This is a genomic window from Exiguobacterium aurantiacum, assembly GCF_024362205.1.
GTDB lineage: Bacteria > Bacillota > Bacilli > Exiguobacteriales > Exiguobacteriaceae > Exiguobacterium > Exiguobacterium aurantiacum_B.
The window spans coordinates 1612357-1627926 of record NZ_CP101462.1; the positions used below are offsets into that span (position 1 = coordinate 1612357).

At 51.4% G+C, this 15570-nt stretch carries 15 protein-coding genes; 6 read left to right on the forward strand and 9 right to left on the reverse strand.

All coding sequences use genetic code 11. The annotated features are described in order from the left end of the window. Positions 1-66: 66 nt before the first annotated feature. The 9 genes from NMQ00_RS08390 to NMQ00_RS08430 form a co-directional block, all read right to left on the reverse strand. Positions 67-1545, reverse strand: a complete 1479-nt coding sequence (locus NMQ00_RS08390; RefSeq protein ID WP_255176330.1) for an AMP-binding protein — start codon at positions 1543-1545, stop codon at positions 67-69. Positions 1546-1606: 61 nt separating this feature from the next. Further along, the gene (locus tag NMQ00_RS08395) at positions 1607-2404 is read right to left on the reverse strand and encodes an SDR family NAD(P)-dependent oxidoreductase (RefSeq protein WP_255176331.1); all 798 of its coding nucleotides are present in this window, start codon (positions 2402-2404) and stop codon (positions 1607-1609) included. 117 nt (positions 2405-2521) lie between these two features. Beyond that, a complete protein-coding gene (locus NMQ00_RS08400) occupies positions 2522-3040 on the reverse strand; it encodes a hypothetical protein (protein ID WP_255176332.1) in 519 nt (172 codons plus the stop codon). Between the two features lie 206 nt (positions 3041-3246). Then, entirely contained in the window at positions 3247-3930 is a 684-nt protein-coding gene (locus tag NMQ00_RS08405; RefSeq protein WP_255176333.1) for an alpha/beta fold hydrolase, read from the reverse strand. A 53-nt stretch (positions 3931-3983) separates the two neighbouring features. Beyond that, a complete protein-coding gene (locus NMQ00_RS08410; RefSeq protein WP_255176334.1) occupies positions 3984-4505 on the reverse strand; it encodes a GNAT family N-acetyltransferase in 522 nt (173 codons plus the stop codon). 139 nt (positions 4506-4644) lie between these two features. Next, a complete protein-coding gene (locus NMQ00_RS08415) occupies positions 4645-6552 on the reverse strand; it encodes a PTS fructose transporter subunit IIABC (protein ID WP_255176335.1) in 1908 nt (635 codons plus the stop codon). After that, positions 6549-7478, reverse strand: a complete 930-nt coding sequence (pfkB, locus tag NMQ00_RS08420) for a 1-phosphofructokinase (RefSeq protein WP_058763549.1) — start codon at positions 7476-7478, stop codon at positions 6549-6551. The genes NMQ00_RS08415 and pfkB overlap by 4 nt, the downstream gene beginning before the upstream one ends. Then, entirely contained in the window at positions 7475-8221 is a 747-nt protein-coding gene (locus NMQ00_RS08425; RefSeq protein ID WP_255176336.1) for a DeoR/GlpR family DNA-binding transcription regulator, read from the reverse strand. The genes pfkB and NMQ00_RS08425 overlap by 4 nt, the downstream gene beginning before the upstream one ends. A 139-nt stretch (positions 8222-8360) precedes the next feature. Beyond that, positions 8361-9272, reverse strand: a complete 912-nt coding sequence (locus tag NMQ00_RS08430; RefSeq protein ID WP_255176337.1) for an alpha/beta hydrolase — start codon at positions 9270-9272, stop codon at positions 8361-8363. A 232-nt stretch (positions 9273-9504) separates the two neighbouring features. Between NMQ00_RS08430 and nikA the strand changes: the two genes are divergently transcribed. The 6 genes from nikA to NMQ00_RS08460 are packed head-to-tail and all read left to right on the forward strand — an operon-like array spanning position 9505 to position 15565. Beyond that, positions 9505-11004, forward strand: a complete 1500-nt coding sequence (gene nikA, locus NMQ00_RS08435) for a nickel ABC transporter substrate-binding protein (RefSeq protein WP_369696441.1) — start codon at positions 9505-9507, stop codon at positions 11002-11004. A gap of 1 nt (position 11005) precedes the next feature. Beyond that, on the forward strand, positions 11006-11947 hold the full coding sequence (locus tag NMQ00_RS08440) for an ABC transporter permease (protein WP_255176339.1): 942 nt from the start codon (positions 11006-11008) through the stop codon (positions 11945-11947). Continuing rightward, complete coding sequence (locus NMQ00_RS08445; protein ID WP_255176340.1) at positions 11944-12723, forward strand: ABC transporter permease; 780 nt, start codon at positions 11944-11946, stop codon at positions 12721-12723. Before NMQ00_RS08440 ends, NMQ00_RS08445 begins: the two co-directional genes overlap by 4 nt. A 17-nt stretch (positions 12724-12740) precedes the next feature. Continuing rightward, entirely contained in the window at positions 12741-13511 is a 771-nt protein-coding gene (locus tag NMQ00_RS08450) for an ABC transporter ATP-binding protein (protein WP_255176341.1), read from the forward strand. Beyond that, entirely contained in the window at positions 13495-14265 is a 771-nt protein-coding gene (locus NMQ00_RS08455) for an ABC transporter ATP-binding protein (RefSeq protein WP_255176342.1), read from the forward strand. Before NMQ00_RS08450 ends, NMQ00_RS08455 begins: the two co-directional genes overlap by 17 nt. Then, a complete protein-coding gene (locus tag NMQ00_RS08460; protein WP_255176343.1) occupies positions 14252-15565 on the forward strand; it encodes an MATE family efflux transporter in 1314 nt (437 codons plus the stop codon). Before NMQ00_RS08455 ends, NMQ00_RS08460 begins: the two co-directional genes overlap by 14 nt. The last annotated feature ends 5 nt before the right edge of the window (positions 15566-15570 follow it).

Sequence of the window (15570 nt, forward strand, 5' to 3'; positions counted from 1 at the left end):
CTTATCACCCCTCACATGTCGTTATTGAATTCTTTATCAACTATTCCCATACCCGATCACCAGTTCTCAGCCCTTGATACGTGTCATTGATTGAACCCGTTTTCGGTCCAGTTTCCCAACAGGTGTATAAGGCAACTCTTTAACAAAAGCAATCTCTCGGGGGACTTGGTAGACTGCCACTCGTGTCCGTAACCAGCTTAAAAGTGCTTCTTCAGTCATCTTTTTATCAGAATATAGCTGGACGTACGCCTTCAGAATGTTGCCCGCGTAGACATCCTCCACACCGATGACAGCGACGTCTTCGACACTCGGATGGTCACACAAAGCAGCTTCGATTTCCGCCGGATAAATATTGTTGCCGGCTGAAATGATCAAATCGTCCGTTCGTCCGCATAGGAAATAATAGCCGTTCACGTCCCGGTAACCGATATCGCCCGTTTGAATCCAGAGGTCTGTGCTATTTTTCATGGACCACTTATTCCGAATACAAAATTGCCCGATCCTGCCGGGTTCAACTTCTTTCCCGTCCATTACGACCTGCAATTGGCTTCCCGGGATTGCTTTTCCGAGCGTGTCTGGATGATCATATAAATCTTCGGGAGTAGCAATGATGTTCAAGCCGGCTTCCGACGTCCCGTATAGATTGTATAAGACGTTTCCTAGATGCTTGGTCACTTGTCTTACTAAAACCGGATTTAATTTTGCGCCACCGGACGCAATGCAAGTCAAGGAACCGAGTGCTTCTCGATCGTGTGTCAGCATTTTATGGACCATCAACGGAACGACCGTGACCACTTCCACTTGATGCTGCCGAATGAGGGCGCATGCGCTTTTCGCATCAAAGCTCTCTTGAATGACAACTTTCTTTCCCAGAGCAATAAAGGATAATAGGACAGCGATCCCGTAGCCATGGTAAATCGGCGTTGCGATATAGGCCGTATTGTAGGTTGGCAACTGCAATCGGTTCAGTAAAGCCGCAAACGGATGGAGGAAGTTAAACAGGGACGGTCGGTGAATCACTTGTTTCGGCTTCCCAGTCGTCCCCCCAGTCAATAGCACAATCTTTCCGCTGGATGAGGCCGTCAGTTTGGCTTTTAGGTGTGAAGCCGACGTTGACAACCTGTTGATGGATTCTTGCGTTTCATGATAACTGACGAGTTTCGCATGCTGATAGGACGATTTTTCAATCAATCCTCTAAATTCTTCGTCGTAAATCAGGAAGTCGAAGTGATGTTCTTGCACCAGTCGGTCGAACTGCCGTTGACTCATCGCACAATTGAGCAAGTAGATATGTGCACCGAGCCGTGACGCAGCAAAGATGCCTTGCACGAATGACGCATGATTTCGGCAGAAGAACGCGACTTCATGGCCTTTACGAATCTCATATCGCTCCGCTAATTGATGAACGAGGTTTTCACAACGTTCCTGGAACTCCTCAAAATTGAGTGTTCCCCGATGATCCACCAAAGCAGTCTTTTGGCCACCAGTCTTTTCCGTCAATGTGAAAAGAAGCATCAGATTGACACCGTGTTGACGGATTGCCAAGCAAAGGCGTCCTAAGTTCGAGGGGGAAAGAAAATTTAGCCGCGACAATATGTTCAGCAAATTAAACATCGTCCCGGTCACGCTCCTTGTTCTTTACTAACTTGAGAACGATCAACGATAACGGTGACCTGAAGACGACTGAGGCCCACTCACCTAAAAATAACCACCACGGTTTATAGACTTTTCGTTTCGTATACAAGGCGTGTCCAATCATTTCCGCCACGTGAACCGGTGACAAAGCGGGAGAGTTCTGATAAGCAATCGTCGGTTTAATCATCGGTGTCCTCACGAGCGGCAGGTAAATCGAAGTGGTGTAAATGTTTTTGACTTTCAGTTCTGGCTCCGCCGAGCGCAACCACGTATCAAACGCGGTTTTTGACGCCTGGTAGGCAGCCCAATAAGGTATAGGCAATAACAAGACGTTGATAGAGGAGACATTGATGATTTGTCCGTTCTTTTGGGCAAGCATCGGAATGAGCGATAGCAATAACTGGACCGGTGCAAAATAATTAAGTGCCATCGTACGTGTGAAATCATGGTAGCGATCCAGCGACTGAGCAATTGGACGGTTGATCGAGATACCGGCATTGCTGACGACAACATCTAATCCGTCTGGCAATTGATGCAGAAATGTCAGCAATTCTTTTCGTTCCTCTTCGTTTCGCAAATCTGCCGGGAATACCGTCACACGGGCTGAGGCCTGTTCAATTTCGACTTTCATAGAGTTCATGTTTTCTTCGCTGCGGGCCACCAGAATCAGATGCGCAGTCGTGTCCGCTAATAAATAGGCGAACGCCTTGCCGATTCCTGAGCTCGCTCCAGTGATCAAGACCGTCTTCCCATCCACTTCTTGTTTCATCTTCTCGAAATGAAAGGAAGGCGATAAAAATAGAAACTTCTCCAAAAGCGTGTAGTTATGCATATAGCCAGCACCTTTTTATAAAATATTGTGATTGAATCAGGAATCACTGTTGACTTAATGTTCGAGATACATATCCAAATGCAACAGCTCGTCTCGAAGCGGCAACAAATCTTTTACCGAATGGACCCCCATCATATAGTCGTATCCGAAGAACACCTTGAACGTGTATTGTTTGTCTGACTCATTCTCTTTATACTCTAACTCGGCGTAAAGCGTATTCCGGAACATGAGGCGAAGCATGTTCGGGACTTGGTCTCGGGACAAGACCTTTCCTGGCTTCACTTTTTTACGAAGTTCTCTCATCCGAATCGGATAAAGCTCATTGAACGCGTGTTTCGAAGAAGGTCGATAGTCATAGTCGCGTCGTTCTAGATAGGAGACGGTCAATGTCTTTACGCCTAAATAGAACATGATTTGCTCAATCGCTTTGACGTAATTCGATTCCACGCGGAGATATTCCTCCAATGTGAAGACGACTCCGTCAAACGTTCGATTGATGTCAGAGATTTCGGTCCATTCGTCAATCTCACCTCTCGTTTCAGGATGATATTTGGTTACGCTATAGATGTTCATCTAGTCACCTGGCCTGTTCTTTAAATATTGGCAGTCTAAAAAACGGACACAACGATTGAGTCGTGTCCGAGCATGTGCCGACGACGGCGTTGTGATTCCCTTTCGTCCACCCGTAGGCGACTTCGCGCAGATTGGGCCAACCTCGTTGCGTTGATGGTTTTCTATCATGTAAACAGACCCGTGTCGATACGCCGCTTCTTCACGGATCACTCCGTCTTGAAAAACGGAGACCTCACTGTCGTCAGCTTAGACGGCAAAAACGCATCAATTGCTTCTATGACTTCCTGTAGAACCTCAATCGTACCGAACGTACCGGCATCCCGCTCTAGCCCATGGTTCACTCCCCTGAGCAGGTGCGTCTTGAGCGATGTGATGGCCGCTAACGCGTCTACCCGATTCGCCGTATAACAATGGTCCTTGTCACCGATGACGACGAGTTGAGATGCCCGGGTCGTCCTCATCGTCTCTGTCACATCCTCGCGTCCAAGGAGCGGCGTCAACCAAATGACATGTGCCTCGTGGAATATGGGACGAGTCAACTCATAGGCTAGCGCGACGGTACCGAGCGACTTCCCGACGAAGATGAACGCTTCGTATTTATGTGTCGACAAGACATGATCGATGACCGTCCGCACATCGTGACGGACGACCGCGTCGATGTCATCGATGTGAGCATAGTCGTCACGGTAATACTGGTAGTTGATTTCCAAAACATCGCTTGAACGTTCTAAGAGCAAGCTCGTCGTAAAATGGAACATCGGGGCCGCGGTCGAATACCGATATCCTGGTAGTAGAATCGCGAGTTGTCGCGAAGGCCTCTCTTGCGTCAGCAATGTGTACGAGATTTCCATCCCGTCAAACCCAGGCAGCTTGCTTGTCTGTTCTTGCATGGTCATCCCCCTTATCTATAAAAACGGACGCGACCCGCTCAGGCCGCGTCCGTTCATGCGCCGACGATGGCGTCGTGATTCCCTTTCGTCCACCCGTAGGCGACTTCGCGCAGAGCGAGTTCCCCGAATAAACGCTCTTTCGCATCGATGACCTGCCCGTCGCGCCGCTCATAGAACGTGCGGTACGGGTTCAGTTCAAGCGCCCAAATGATGAGCCCGTGATTCGACATCGCTTGGACCGCTCGCTCGAGCAGAAGCGAGCCAATCCCGTTGCGTTGATGATCCTCTAAAATGTAAATCGCATAAATTTCATTGCGATGATCCGGATAGTCGCCGGTCCGCTCTTCCCCGTAAAGGACGAACCCGACGATTTCTTCTTCGACCGTGGCAACAAACCCTTCGACTTCGCGTTTGGCGAGGGCGCTACGGACCTTTTCGGACCACTCGATTGCGTTCGAACCGAGCTTCAAAAGAAAGTCGGTCGGCACAATCCCCCGATAGGTCGTGCGCCACCCGTTCACCCTCACCCGCGCAATCCCGTAAGCGTCTTTTGGCTCGGCTTTCCGTATGAGCATCCGTATCCCCTCCTTAGCGTAAGTTTTACAAGTATTTTACCACAAATCGCCCAATCGAAATCAGACTTCTTCCAGTTTTGGCTGACAATCATTTGACAAAAAAACGACCGTAGGAATTCCTACGGTCGGCACGCACTGGTTAAGCGACATTACGCGTCGTTGTAGCTTTCGCGTCCGTCAATGGTTTTTTCAAGAACGAGAGGAGAAGTGCTCCAATCAAGGCTCCGGCGAGAATCGCGAGGGCGTAAAGTCCCATGCTCATGACGACGTTTCCAGCTCCTTCAAGGAGTGGGAAGACGAAGATTCCACCGTGCGGCGCTGGCAATTGGATAGCGAAGAAGGCTGACAATCCACCAGCGATAGCTGATCCGAGAATCGCTGACGGCAATACCCGAATCGGGTCGGCCGCTGCGAACGGAATCGCCGCTTCCGTGATGAACGAGGCACCCATGATATACGCTGTCTTTCCTGCTTCACGTTCTTGTTTCGAGAACTTTTGACGGGCGAACACAGTCGATGCGAGTGCGACGAGAAGCGGTGGTACCATCCCACCAGCCATGACGGCCGCCATGACTTCTTGGTTACCGGCCGTGAGTGCTGCTGTACCGAAGACGTAGGCTGTCTTGTTGATCGGACCGCCCATATCGACGGCCATCATACCACCGACGATGACACCGAGCAAGATGGCGTTAGCGCCGCTCATGCCGTTAAGTGTCTCCATCAACCAAGACATGAGTGCTGCAATCGGTTCATTGACGACGAGCAACATAATCATCCCAGAGATGAATGAACCGAGAAGCGGGTACAACAGGACCGGCTTGATTCCTTCAAGTGTGGCCGGCAATTTTGCAAGTGCTTTCTTCAAGAAGAGGACGACATAACCGGCAAGGAAACCGGCGATGAGTCCACCGAGGAATCCAGCGTTCCCTTGGCTGGCGAGTGCCCCGGCGACGAGACCTGGTGCGAGACCTGGACGGTCGGCAATCGACATCGCGATGAAACCAGCAAGAATCGGGACGAGGAAACCGAACGCGGCGCCACCGATCGTCATGAGTTGGGCGGCGAATTCGTTGTACGACGGGTCATCCGGGTTAGCCGAGTTGATGCCCCAGAAGAAACTGAGGGCGATCAAGAGACCACCAGCGACGACGAGTGGAAGCATCGCGGATACCCCGCTCATCAAGTGCTTATAGATGCCTGTGCGTTGTTCTTTTTGCTGACCTGACTTTCCAGTCGCTTGATAGACCGGTCCATCTTGTTTCACAGCCCGGTTGATCAACTCTTCCGGCTTCCGGATGCCTTGGGCGACCGGGACTTCGATGACATGTTTTCCGGCGAACCGGTCCATCTCGACGGCTTTGTCGGCCGCGACGATGATGGCGGTCGCTTTCGCGATATCGGCCGCTGTCAATTCGTTTTTGACGCCGGTCGAACCGTTCGTCTCGACTTTGATGTCGACACCCATCGCCTCTGCTTTTTGCTTCAAGCTGTCGGCGGCCATGTACGTGTGGGCGATACCTGTTGGACACGCCGTGACGGCAAGGATGTAAGGTGCATCGGCTTGAACCGGTTTCGAAGCGACAGGAGCCGCTTCGGCTGCTTCTTTTTCTTCGATGGCCCGGATGACATCATCTTCTGACTTGGCTGCATAGAGACGTTCTTGGAACGCTGGATCCATAAGGAAGACCGATAATTTCGAGAGTGTTTCCAAGTGTTCGTTATTGGCGTGTTCTCCGGCCGCGATCATGAAGAACAAGCGGCTGTCTTGGCCGTCGAGTGCTTCGTAATCAATCCCTTCCGAGCGTCCAAAGGCGATGGCCGGTTGTTTGACGGCCTTCGTCTTCGCATGCGGGATGGCAATCCCTTCACCGAGTCCGGTCGTACTTTGTGCTTCACGTGCGAGGATGGCGTCGCGGTAGCCGTTACGATCCGATAGTTTGCCAGCGCGGTCGAGTACGTCGACGAGTTCTTCGATGACTTCGGCTTTCGAACGGCTGCGGAGATTCAGTTGAATCGTGTCCTTTTTAAGAAGGTCCGTGATGTTCATGTTGTTTCCTCCAATCGAGATAGTGGGGTGACGCTGACTTCGCCGACCAAGCGGTCCACGTCTTCTTTTGTGCACAGCCCGAACGTATATGCAGACGCGCTGCCGGTCGTGACCGCATAGCGGAACGCTTCGGTTGCGTCGTGGTCGAGAATGTTGGCGACGAATCCGGCGACGAGTGAATCGCCTGCGCCGACCGAGTTGACGAGTTTGCCGCTCGGTGTGTTCGCCGTATAGGCGCCTGAACTGTTAACGAGCATCGCACCGTCACCGGCGAATGAGACGATGACGTTTTGGGCACCGCGTTCGACCAACTGCTCCGCATACGGGAGCGCCTGTTCGAAGGTCTCGATGTCTGTATCGAACAGTTCACCGAGTTCATGGTGGTTCGGTTTAATCATGAGCGGTTTGAGTGAGAGGACTTCGAGCATCGCTTCTTTCGTCGTATCGACGACGAACTCGGCACCGTTTGCCCGAACCGTCTCAGCGAGCGTGCGGTAGAGTGTATCCGGCAGATTGCCCGGAATGCTTCCGGCGAGGACGACGATGTCGCCCGGTTGAACGTGATCGAACTGACGCGTCAACCGTTCAAGTTCCGTGTCCGAAATGACCGGGCCGCTCGCGTTCAATTCCGTCTCTTCTTGCGCTCGAATCTTGACGTTGATGCGCGTCTGACCATCAACTTCGACGAAATCGGTTTGGACGCCTTTGTCGGTCAGCGCCTTCTTGATGAAGTCTCCCGTCGTGCCGCCGACGAATCCTAACGCGACTGTGTCGACGTCATATTCACGTAAGACGAACGCGACGTTGATGCCTTTTCCTCCGGCCCGCTGCGTCGTCTCTTGAATCCGGTTGACTTCACCGAGGACGACTTCAGGGAGCGTCACGTAATAATCGATTGAGGGGTTCAGTGTTAACGTGTAAATCATTTGGCGTTCACCACCTTTGTGATTGATTGAATTGAACTGACGCTTGTCGAGTCGCTCCATGTGACGAGTGTAGCCGCTTCGAGCGGAGCCACCCGACTGAACGAACGTTTCCCGAATTTTGAATCATCCGCCAAAATGTACGCCTCGCGAGCCAGTTCGATTGCTGTTTTTTTAACGAGTGCCTCTTCCGGGTCTGGGGTTGTATACCCAGCCTCTAGGTCGACGCCATTGATGCCAAGAAAAGCGAGGTCGACCCGATAGTTCATCATGCTCTCTCGAGCGTTATAGCCGACGAGTGCCTGTGTCGACCGTTTCAACTCACCACCGATCACGAACGTCTTGATATCGAGGTCGAACAAGTCGTTGGCGATTGGTAAACTGTTCGTCACGACGATCACGTCTTTTCCGTCTAAGAAAGGAACCATCGCTTGCGTCGTCGTCCCGGCATCGAGATAGACGGACATCCCGTCCTCAATGAATGTCGCGGCCTTCCGTGCAATCGCGACTTTTTCATCGACGTGCTGATCTCGTTTCTCCTCGAACGTCGGCTCCTCTTCGTCGCGGGCCACGAGCGTTGCGCCGCCGTGAACCCGTTCGAGATAACCTTCGGCTTCGAGGTCGGTCAAATCCCGGCGAATCGTCGACTCCGACGATGCCGTCAACTCGACCAATTCTTTCAGTTTGACAATCTTTTGCTCCGACAGACGTTGCAAAATCAGTTGATGTCGTTGTTTCGTTAACATCATATTCCCTCCGTAACTCTAATATAAAGCGTTTTCATTTAAAAAACAATCATAAACATTCAAAAACATCCAATATTTTTTACATTGTCACAATTATAACATAAAAAACGGTCACTAAGTGACCGTTTTTGACAGTTCGTTATCGTTTCATCAACCAATCGTTCAAGCGGCGGATGAGTTCGGGGTGAAGTGGCGCTTCAATGGCGTCCCGATATTCCTTATGCAACGTGAGGAGGGCGTGCGGACTCGTCCGTTCGACGAGCAAGTGGTTCATATCGTGAATGATGTGGCTGTCGACGTCCCCTTTCGTCCGAATCGAATGGACATGCTCCGGTGGGACTTGGACGTCGCGATCACCGGTCAGGGCGAGCACCGGGACCCGCACGTGTTCGAGCCGTTCGCGGACGTCATACGACGCATGCTCGCGAATCCATTTGGCGTTGACGACTTGGCCGCGGTACTTGAAGGCGGCGACGTTCGTCCGCAGCGACCGTTCGAGCAGGTCGTCTTGACGCTGGCGAACTTTTTTCGGCACGCCGGTCAATCGGTAAAACATGCCTTTCAGCCCCTTGACCGATCCGATTTCTTTCGCCAGCGCGTCGGCCTGATGGAGGAACATCTTCTTCGACGAGTCGTTGAACCCGGCGAGAAGGATTAGTCCGGCCGCATTCGTGTCGAGCTGGACCGCCGGGGCGATGACTGCCCCTTCGCTATGCCCGAGCACATAGACGTCACTCACTTCAGGCTGACGTTTTATTTCATGGACGACATCGATCGCGTCCGTCAATAAATCATGCAGCCCGACTTTATTGAAGTCACCTTCCGACGCACCGATGCCTTGCTTGTCATAGCGATAGACGTTGACGCCCATCTCGAACAGCGCCTCCGCCAATTTTTTATACGTATTGAACTGGACCGGACCGACGTTGCCGTCTCGGTCGCTCGGCCCGCTCCCGCTGAGCAAGACGACCGTCTTCCTCGGCTCGTCATGGGTCAGCCATGTACCAGCCAGTTGTCCATAATTTGTTGTCACGTTTAGTTGTCGTTCCATCGTATCGCCTCCCCTTTCATCATAACGGACAATCAGACGTGTTTCGAGTAAAACGAGTAGTCCATCACTCGATTCATGTGACGACCGATGACATCATCTAACACATATCAAGTCAACTCCATATCGTAAGACCTCCTATAATCCATCAGAAAAATAGTCGTTGATACATCGTAATCATTACGCTATGATGTAATGCGTAATCATTACAATTTGAAAGAAGGATGTAGACTCTATGAAATATTTCCTTGCAGTTATATGTGTAATCCCTTTCCTATTTCTATCCGCCTGCAACGACTCAAGCCAAAGCAATCAGCATTTGCATTTCGTCTATAATTTCTCGACGCAATCACTCGACCCGCATCGTGACTCTAGCTACGTGCCGCTTCGAGCCGGCGTTACCGAAACACTGTTCAAACTGAATGATAAGACGTTATCCGTCTATCCTTGGCTCGCCCGATCGTTCGAACAAGTGAATGAAACGACGTGGCGCATTTACATACGAGAAAACGTGTCGTTCCACAATGGAAAGCTGCTCGACGCACAGGCGGTCAAACGTTCACTCGACCGCTCCATCGAAGAGAATGTCGGGTTACGTAGCGCGTTGCGCATCAAATCAATCACGTCGGAAGCATCAAGCCTCCTCATTGAGACGACCACACCATATCCAGAACTCGTCAATGAACTCGTCCATCCGAACACATCGATCATCGATGTCACGGCGGATAATGCCATCGATCAAAAACCTGTCGGGACCGGCCCTTATCACGTGACGTCGTTCCAACCTGGCTCGAACATTCAACTGGAACGACATGACGCCTACTGGGACGGACAGCCGAAACTCGATACGGTGACGTTCACGTTCAATGAAGATCCGGGCTCGCGGACGATGGCGCTCCGGTCCGGCGAAGCAGATATCGTCTATCGTCCCGAAATCGAGATGATCGACACATTAGAACAGGACGGGCTCATCGTCGATAAAGCCGAAACGTTCCGTGTCCATCAACTGACGATGAACCTGGAACGTGAACACATGCAGTCACTTGCCATGCGTCGACTCATCGACTCGCTCATCAACCGCGAGCAAATCGTTGACGGCATCTTGAACGGCTACGCCTCACCTGCTGTCGGGCCGTTCTTACCATCGTTCCCGTTTGCCCCTGCCTACCCTTCTGATGAGGCGGAAGACATTGCCGACTTGCTTGAACAAGACGGTTATGAGCAGGTTGATGGGTTATTGACGAAAGACGGTAACCCGGTCCAGTTGAAACTGTTGACGTATAACGCCCGTCCTGATTTACCGCTCATCGCACAGTTGATTCAATCTGATGCAAAACAAGTCGGGATTACCATCGATATTCAAATGATTGACACACCCGAAGAATATATGGCATCCGAGCGAGATTGGGACTTGGCGACGTATAGCAACTTGACCGCACCTCGCGGCGATGGCGGCTATTATTTGAACGCCACGTTCCATCCCGACGGTGCATTGAATTTCAGCGGTGTAGAAGATACGGCGCTGACACAGATGATTGACCGCTTGAATCAGACGGTCGACCGTGATCAACGCGACCAAATGACCGAAGGGATCGCACAATATGTCGATGAGCGCGTCATCAATTCCTTCTTGGTCCACCCTTCAACAAATGTCGCTTTGAAAGACAACGTCCGTGGGTGGGTCACTGAAAAGAGTGAATATTATATGATCACAAAAGACTTGGAAGTGTTGTGAGATGAAGCGATTCGTGGCACGTAAATCACTTGAGTGGGGACTAGCCTTTCTAGTCTTCACTTTTTTCAGTTTCCTGCTTCTCCGTCTCGTTCCGGGGGACCCCGTCCTCTATTTACTAAAAGTCGATGAATTGAACGTCGATGTCGACGAGATTGACCGCCTCCGCGAGGAGCTAGGGTTCACTGCTCCGGTTTGGGTCCAATACGTGAATTGGCTCAAGCAAGTTTTGCAATTGAATTTAGGAAACTCGCTCATCACGGGACAACCGGTGACTCAATTGTTTATGGACAACTATGCTGCTACGTTCGAACTTGCCGCCGGAGGGATCTTTGTGGCGATTGGGCTCGCCGTGCCGCTCGGCACCGTCAGTGCGTTCCAACCAAAGTCTGTCTCTGCCAAGCTCGCGACGGGACTGTCAATCGTCGGATCATCGGTCCCAAGCTTTTTAATCGGATTGGTCATGATGTATGTGTTCGCCGTGTCCCTTCAATGGTTTCCCGTGATGGGTCGAAACGGTTGGGACAGTCTGATCTTACCGTCTCTGACCTTAGGGATTGCCGTAGGCGGTGTCTACATCCGGCTCATCCGGTCGACCTTACTCGACGTGATAGCGTCTGATTACGTCACGATGGCGAGAGTTCGCGGAATCTGTTCCAGAACGGTATTGATTCGCTATATCGCCCGCGCAGCGTTACCGCCTGTCATCTCAATGTTCGGCGTGAGCGTGGCAAGTCTTATGGGTGGTGTCGTCGTACTCGAAGTGTTGTTCGCCTATCCCGGGGTAGGCAAATTGATGGTGGATTCTGTATTGCGGCGCGACTTCCCAGTTTTACAAGGCTATCTGGTCTTCACAACTTGTTTAGTCGCGAGCGTCAACCTTGTGACCAATGGAATGTTACGTCTGCTCCAACCTCACCTTTACCGAAAGGATGTGTCGCGATGAAAAAGTACTTTTTCATCATTTGCGGATGCTTATTTTTTGCCGTGCTGTATGCGATGACCTCGAGGGCTGACCCGTTCGTGACGGATGTGACGAATCGACTCGCCGAACCGTCGCAACAGAACCTACTCGGCACCGATCATTTAGGTCGAGACATTTTTTCGCGACTTCTTCTCGCAGGCGGGATCACGGTCGGATTGAGTACTGCCATTGTCCTCGTCACAGCGACGATTGGCGTTATATTAGGCACGATGAGCGGATTCGTCTATCGCAGATTGGAACCAATCGTCACAAAAGTGACAGATGCGACCATCATCTTTCCCGATACCGTACTCGCCATCGTGTTCGCCGGAGTCTTAGGTCCAAGCATTCAAAGCCTTGTGCTCGCCATCAGTTTGATTAAGTGGACGTCCTATACGAGGCTCGTGCATACGCTCGTCTTGCAAGAGAGCACGAAAAGACACGTTCTCGCTGCGCGCGTGAACGGTCTTACGAAACCGAAGATCGCCCTCCGGCACGTGCTGCCTGCCGTCTGTCCGCATATTCTCGTCGTCATGAGTCTCGACCTCGGAAAGGTCATCTTGCTCATCTCCGCCTTCTCTTTCATCGGATTGGGCGTCCAATTGCCTTTACCTGAGTGGGGCGGAATGATCAGTGAAGGACGGCATTATCTTGCAACGAACCCAATGCTCGTTTTTTGGCCGGCATTATGTATCGTGTTGACCATTATCGGGTCGACGAGACTCTCGGCAAAGTTGACACGTCATTTTCAAATTTAAGAAGTAGGAGGAAACGTATGTTACTCATCGATCACCTTTCCATCAAGCAAGGCGAGCGTTTACTTCTACAAGACGTCTCCCTCGCCATCGAACGAAACGAATGGGTCTGCCTCGTTGGCGCAAGCGGGAGCGGCAAATCGCTTCTCGTCAAATCGATTCTGCAGATGCTTCCAGCCACGCTTCAGTCGACCGGGTCGATTTTTTGGAACGACCAAGAGATCGAAGCGGCTAGTAACACGTGTTCAATTTACGGATGCGAGATTGGCTATATCCCACAACAGTATACGACGTCGTTCGCCCCGTTCTTGACGATGGATGCGCATATTCGAGATTTGTTCGCCAGTCATGACCAGGCGTACGACGAAGACCGAATCCGTGCCATCATGGCCGAAGTTCATTTATCGGAAGTACTATTGTCTCGCTATCCGGGCGAGCTGAGCGGCGGTCAGTTGCAGCGGTTTTGCCTGTTGCTCGCGAGTATTCTTCAGCCGAAGCTCATCATCGCAGACGAAATCACGAACGCGCTCGACGTATTGACGGCTCGGCAGGTCACCGAATGGTTGAAGGCGATGATCGGGCAAACGTCGAGCATGCTGTGGGTCACCCATGACTTGGCCGAGGCGATGACCTATGCCAACCACATTCTCGTCATGAAAGACGGACGCATCGTCGACGCAGGAGACCGCGAACACCTACTCACCTCGACGGACCCGTACACCAAATCCTTACTTCAGGCGGCACCAGTTTTAAAACGGAAGGATCGACTCGAACATGTTATTACACGTTAAAAACGTCTCGAAGAACTATAATGACCAGCCCGTGCTACGTGACGTGACGTTCACGGTTCAGGCTGGCGAATCGGTCGGTTTGATTGGGGCGAGCGGAAGTGGGAAGAGCACATTGTCCCGATGTATTCTCGGACTGGAGTCAATCGATGCGGGCGAGATTCGCTTGCGTGACCTGTCTTGGCAGACCGCTTCACGTAAAGAAATCAAGTCAATGAGGCAACGCGTTCAAGCCGTGTTTCAAGATAGCTCCGAGTCATTCAATCCGCGATGGACGCTAACAGACTCAATTTTGGAGCCGCTTCGTCATTTCCGAATGATTGAACCGAGTGAAGAAGCGACCAAGTTGGCCCATTTATGTGATATCGTGCAACTTCCACACGCATGCATGACTTCGTATCCACGAGAGTTGAGTGGAGGACAAAAGCAACGGGCCGCCATCGCCAGGTCACTTAGCCTCAATCCTCAACTCGTTCTGTTAGACGAAGCGACTACAGCGCTCGACACGCTCACCCAACATCATATCGTCGAGATGCTACAGTCCTATCATCGCGACCAATCCACGGCGTTTTTAATCATCTCTCACGATTTATCGGTCGTGTCTAAATTGTGTGACCGTATCCTCGTCTTGTCCGAAGGGATGATTGTTGATGCGTTCCATTGCCATGAATTATTCGACGGTTCGCGTCACCCTTACACGATTGAACTGCGTGACGCCTTCGTCGAGAAAGGTCGTTTTTTGAATGGTCTCAACTAAATCATTTTGGCTCATCGCTTATCCGCTCGTGCTCGCCGGTTTCTCGACCCCGTTGCTTGGTGTTGTCGATACAATCGTCATTGCGAACACGGGTCAATTGACCGCGATTGGTGCGGTCGCCATCGGCGCAGTCGTATTCAACACGCTCTATTGGCTATTCGGGTTTTTAAAAATCAGCACGAGTGGTTTCACGGCGCAAGCACTCGGGAAAAATGATTCGATACTCGTTCAGATGAGCTTGTTCCGTCCGCTCGTCATCGCGTTTGTCGTCGGAATCAGTTTTCTCTTGCTGCTCATCCCGATTCGTGAAACGGCAATCCATCTTTTTGTGACTGATTCGTCCATGGCCGACTCCGTTCGGACGTACATCACGACACGACTCTATGCCGCTCCATTCGTGCTTGGCACATACGTCCTCCTCGGCTGGCTGATTGGACATGGGAGCGTGCGGACCGCCTTGGTCATCCAAGTCGGGGGCAACCTCCTGAACATCCTCTTAGACGTATGGTTCATCCATCTGTTCGAGAACCCGGTTGCCGGGATTGCTCTTGCGACAAGTTTGTCAGAAGTGATGACGTTCGGATTGGGATGGCTGTTCGTACAAGGGCGCATCATGTTTTCTTCACAAAATGCGCGTGACTTGATGAACGCTGGCTCTTACATCACCTATTTGACCGTCAACCGTGACTTGTTCATCCGCACCATTTTCTTGCTACTCATGACAGGCTGGTTCACTTCACTCGGTGCCAGACAAGGCGTCGAGACGTTGAGCGCGAATTCCATCTTGTTCCAATTGCAGTACTTAATCGCCTATTGGTTCAGTGGCATCGGACAAGCATCCACTGTCTTGACCGGTCGTGCGATTGGACAGAAATCGAAAGATGCCTATCGCCTCACGGTCCACATCGGTTTTCGTTTTTTGATCTGGTCAACGATTGGCATCACCATATTGCTGTCGGCGGGACAGAATGGAATCATTCGGATTTTTACCGAGAATGCGACGCTTCGTTCGACGATTGAGTCGTACTATATGTGGATTCTGATTTATCCGCTCGTCGCAGGATTGGCCATGTTGTATGAAGGTATCTTTGCCGGAATCGGAGACGCTCGGCCCGTTCGGAATTCGCTCATCTATGCGTTCACTGTCTTTGCAATCGTAATCATATTGCTCGTCCCAGCTATCGGAAACCATGGGATTTGGATAGCTTTCCTGTGCTTCAGTCTCACTCGGTCAATCTCACTGGTTATGAGTGAACGCAGAAAACGTATCCATCTTTTTTCTTCGTCTCGCCTTTCTTGAAAATG

Excerpts from the sequence above, each read along its gene's own strand:
- NMQ00_RS08410 (WP_255176334.1), bottom strand. The coding sequence starts at position 4,505 with ATGCTCATACGGAAAGCCGAGCCAAAAGACGCTTACGGGATTGCGCGG.
- NMQ00_RS08445 (WP_255176340.1), top strand. The coding sequence starts at position 11,944 with ATGAAAAAGTACTTTTTCATCATTTGCGGATGCTTATTTTTTGCCGTG.
- NMQ00_RS08440 (WP_255176339.1), top strand. The coding sequence starts at position 11,006 with ATGAAGCGATTCGTGGCACGTAAATCACTTGAGTGGGGACTAGCCTTT.
- NMQ00_RS08425 (WP_255176336.1), bottom strand. The coding sequence starts at position 8,221 with ATGTTAACGAAACAACGACATCAACTGATTTTGCAACGTCTGTCGGAG.
- NMQ00_RS08460 (WP_255176343.1), top strand. The coding sequence starts at position 14,252 with ATGGTCTCAACTAAATCATTTTGGCTCATCGCTTATCCGCTCGTGCTC.
- NMQ00_RS08395 (WP_255176331.1), bottom strand. The coding sequence starts at position 2,404 with ATGAAACAAGAAGTGGATGGGAAGACGGTCTTGATCACTGGAGCGAGC.
- NMQ00_RS08415 (WP_255176335.1), bottom strand. The coding sequence starts at position 6,552 with ATGAACATCACGGACCTTCTTAAAAAGGACACGATTCAACTGAATCTC.
- NMQ00_RS08455 (WP_255176342.1), top strand. The coding sequence starts at position 13,495 with ATGTTATTACACGTTAAAAACGTCTCGAAGAACTATAATGACCAGCCC.
- NMQ00_RS08400 (WP_255176332.1), bottom strand. The coding sequence starts at position 3,040 with ATGAACATCTATAGCGTAACCAAATATCATCCTGAAACGAGAGGTGAG.
- NMQ00_RS08405 (WP_255176333.1), bottom strand. The coding sequence starts at position 3,930 with ATGCAAGAACAGACAAGCAAGCTGCCTGGGTTTGACGGGATGGAAATC.
- NMQ00_RS08450 (WP_255176341.1), top strand. The coding sequence starts at position 12,741 with ATGTTACTCATCGATCACCTTTCCATCAAGCAAGGCGAGCGTTTACTT.
- NMQ00_RS08430 (WP_255176337.1), bottom strand. The coding sequence starts at position 9,272 with ATGGAACGACAACTAAACGTGACAACAAATTATGGACAACTGGCTGGT.
- nikA (WP_369696441.1), top strand. The coding sequence starts at position 9,505 with ATGAAATATTTCCTTGCAGTTATATGTGTAATCCCTTTCCTATTTCTA.
- pfkB (WP_058763549.1), bottom strand. The coding sequence starts at position 7,478 with ATGATTTACACGTTAACACTGAACCCCTCAATCGATTATTACGTGACG.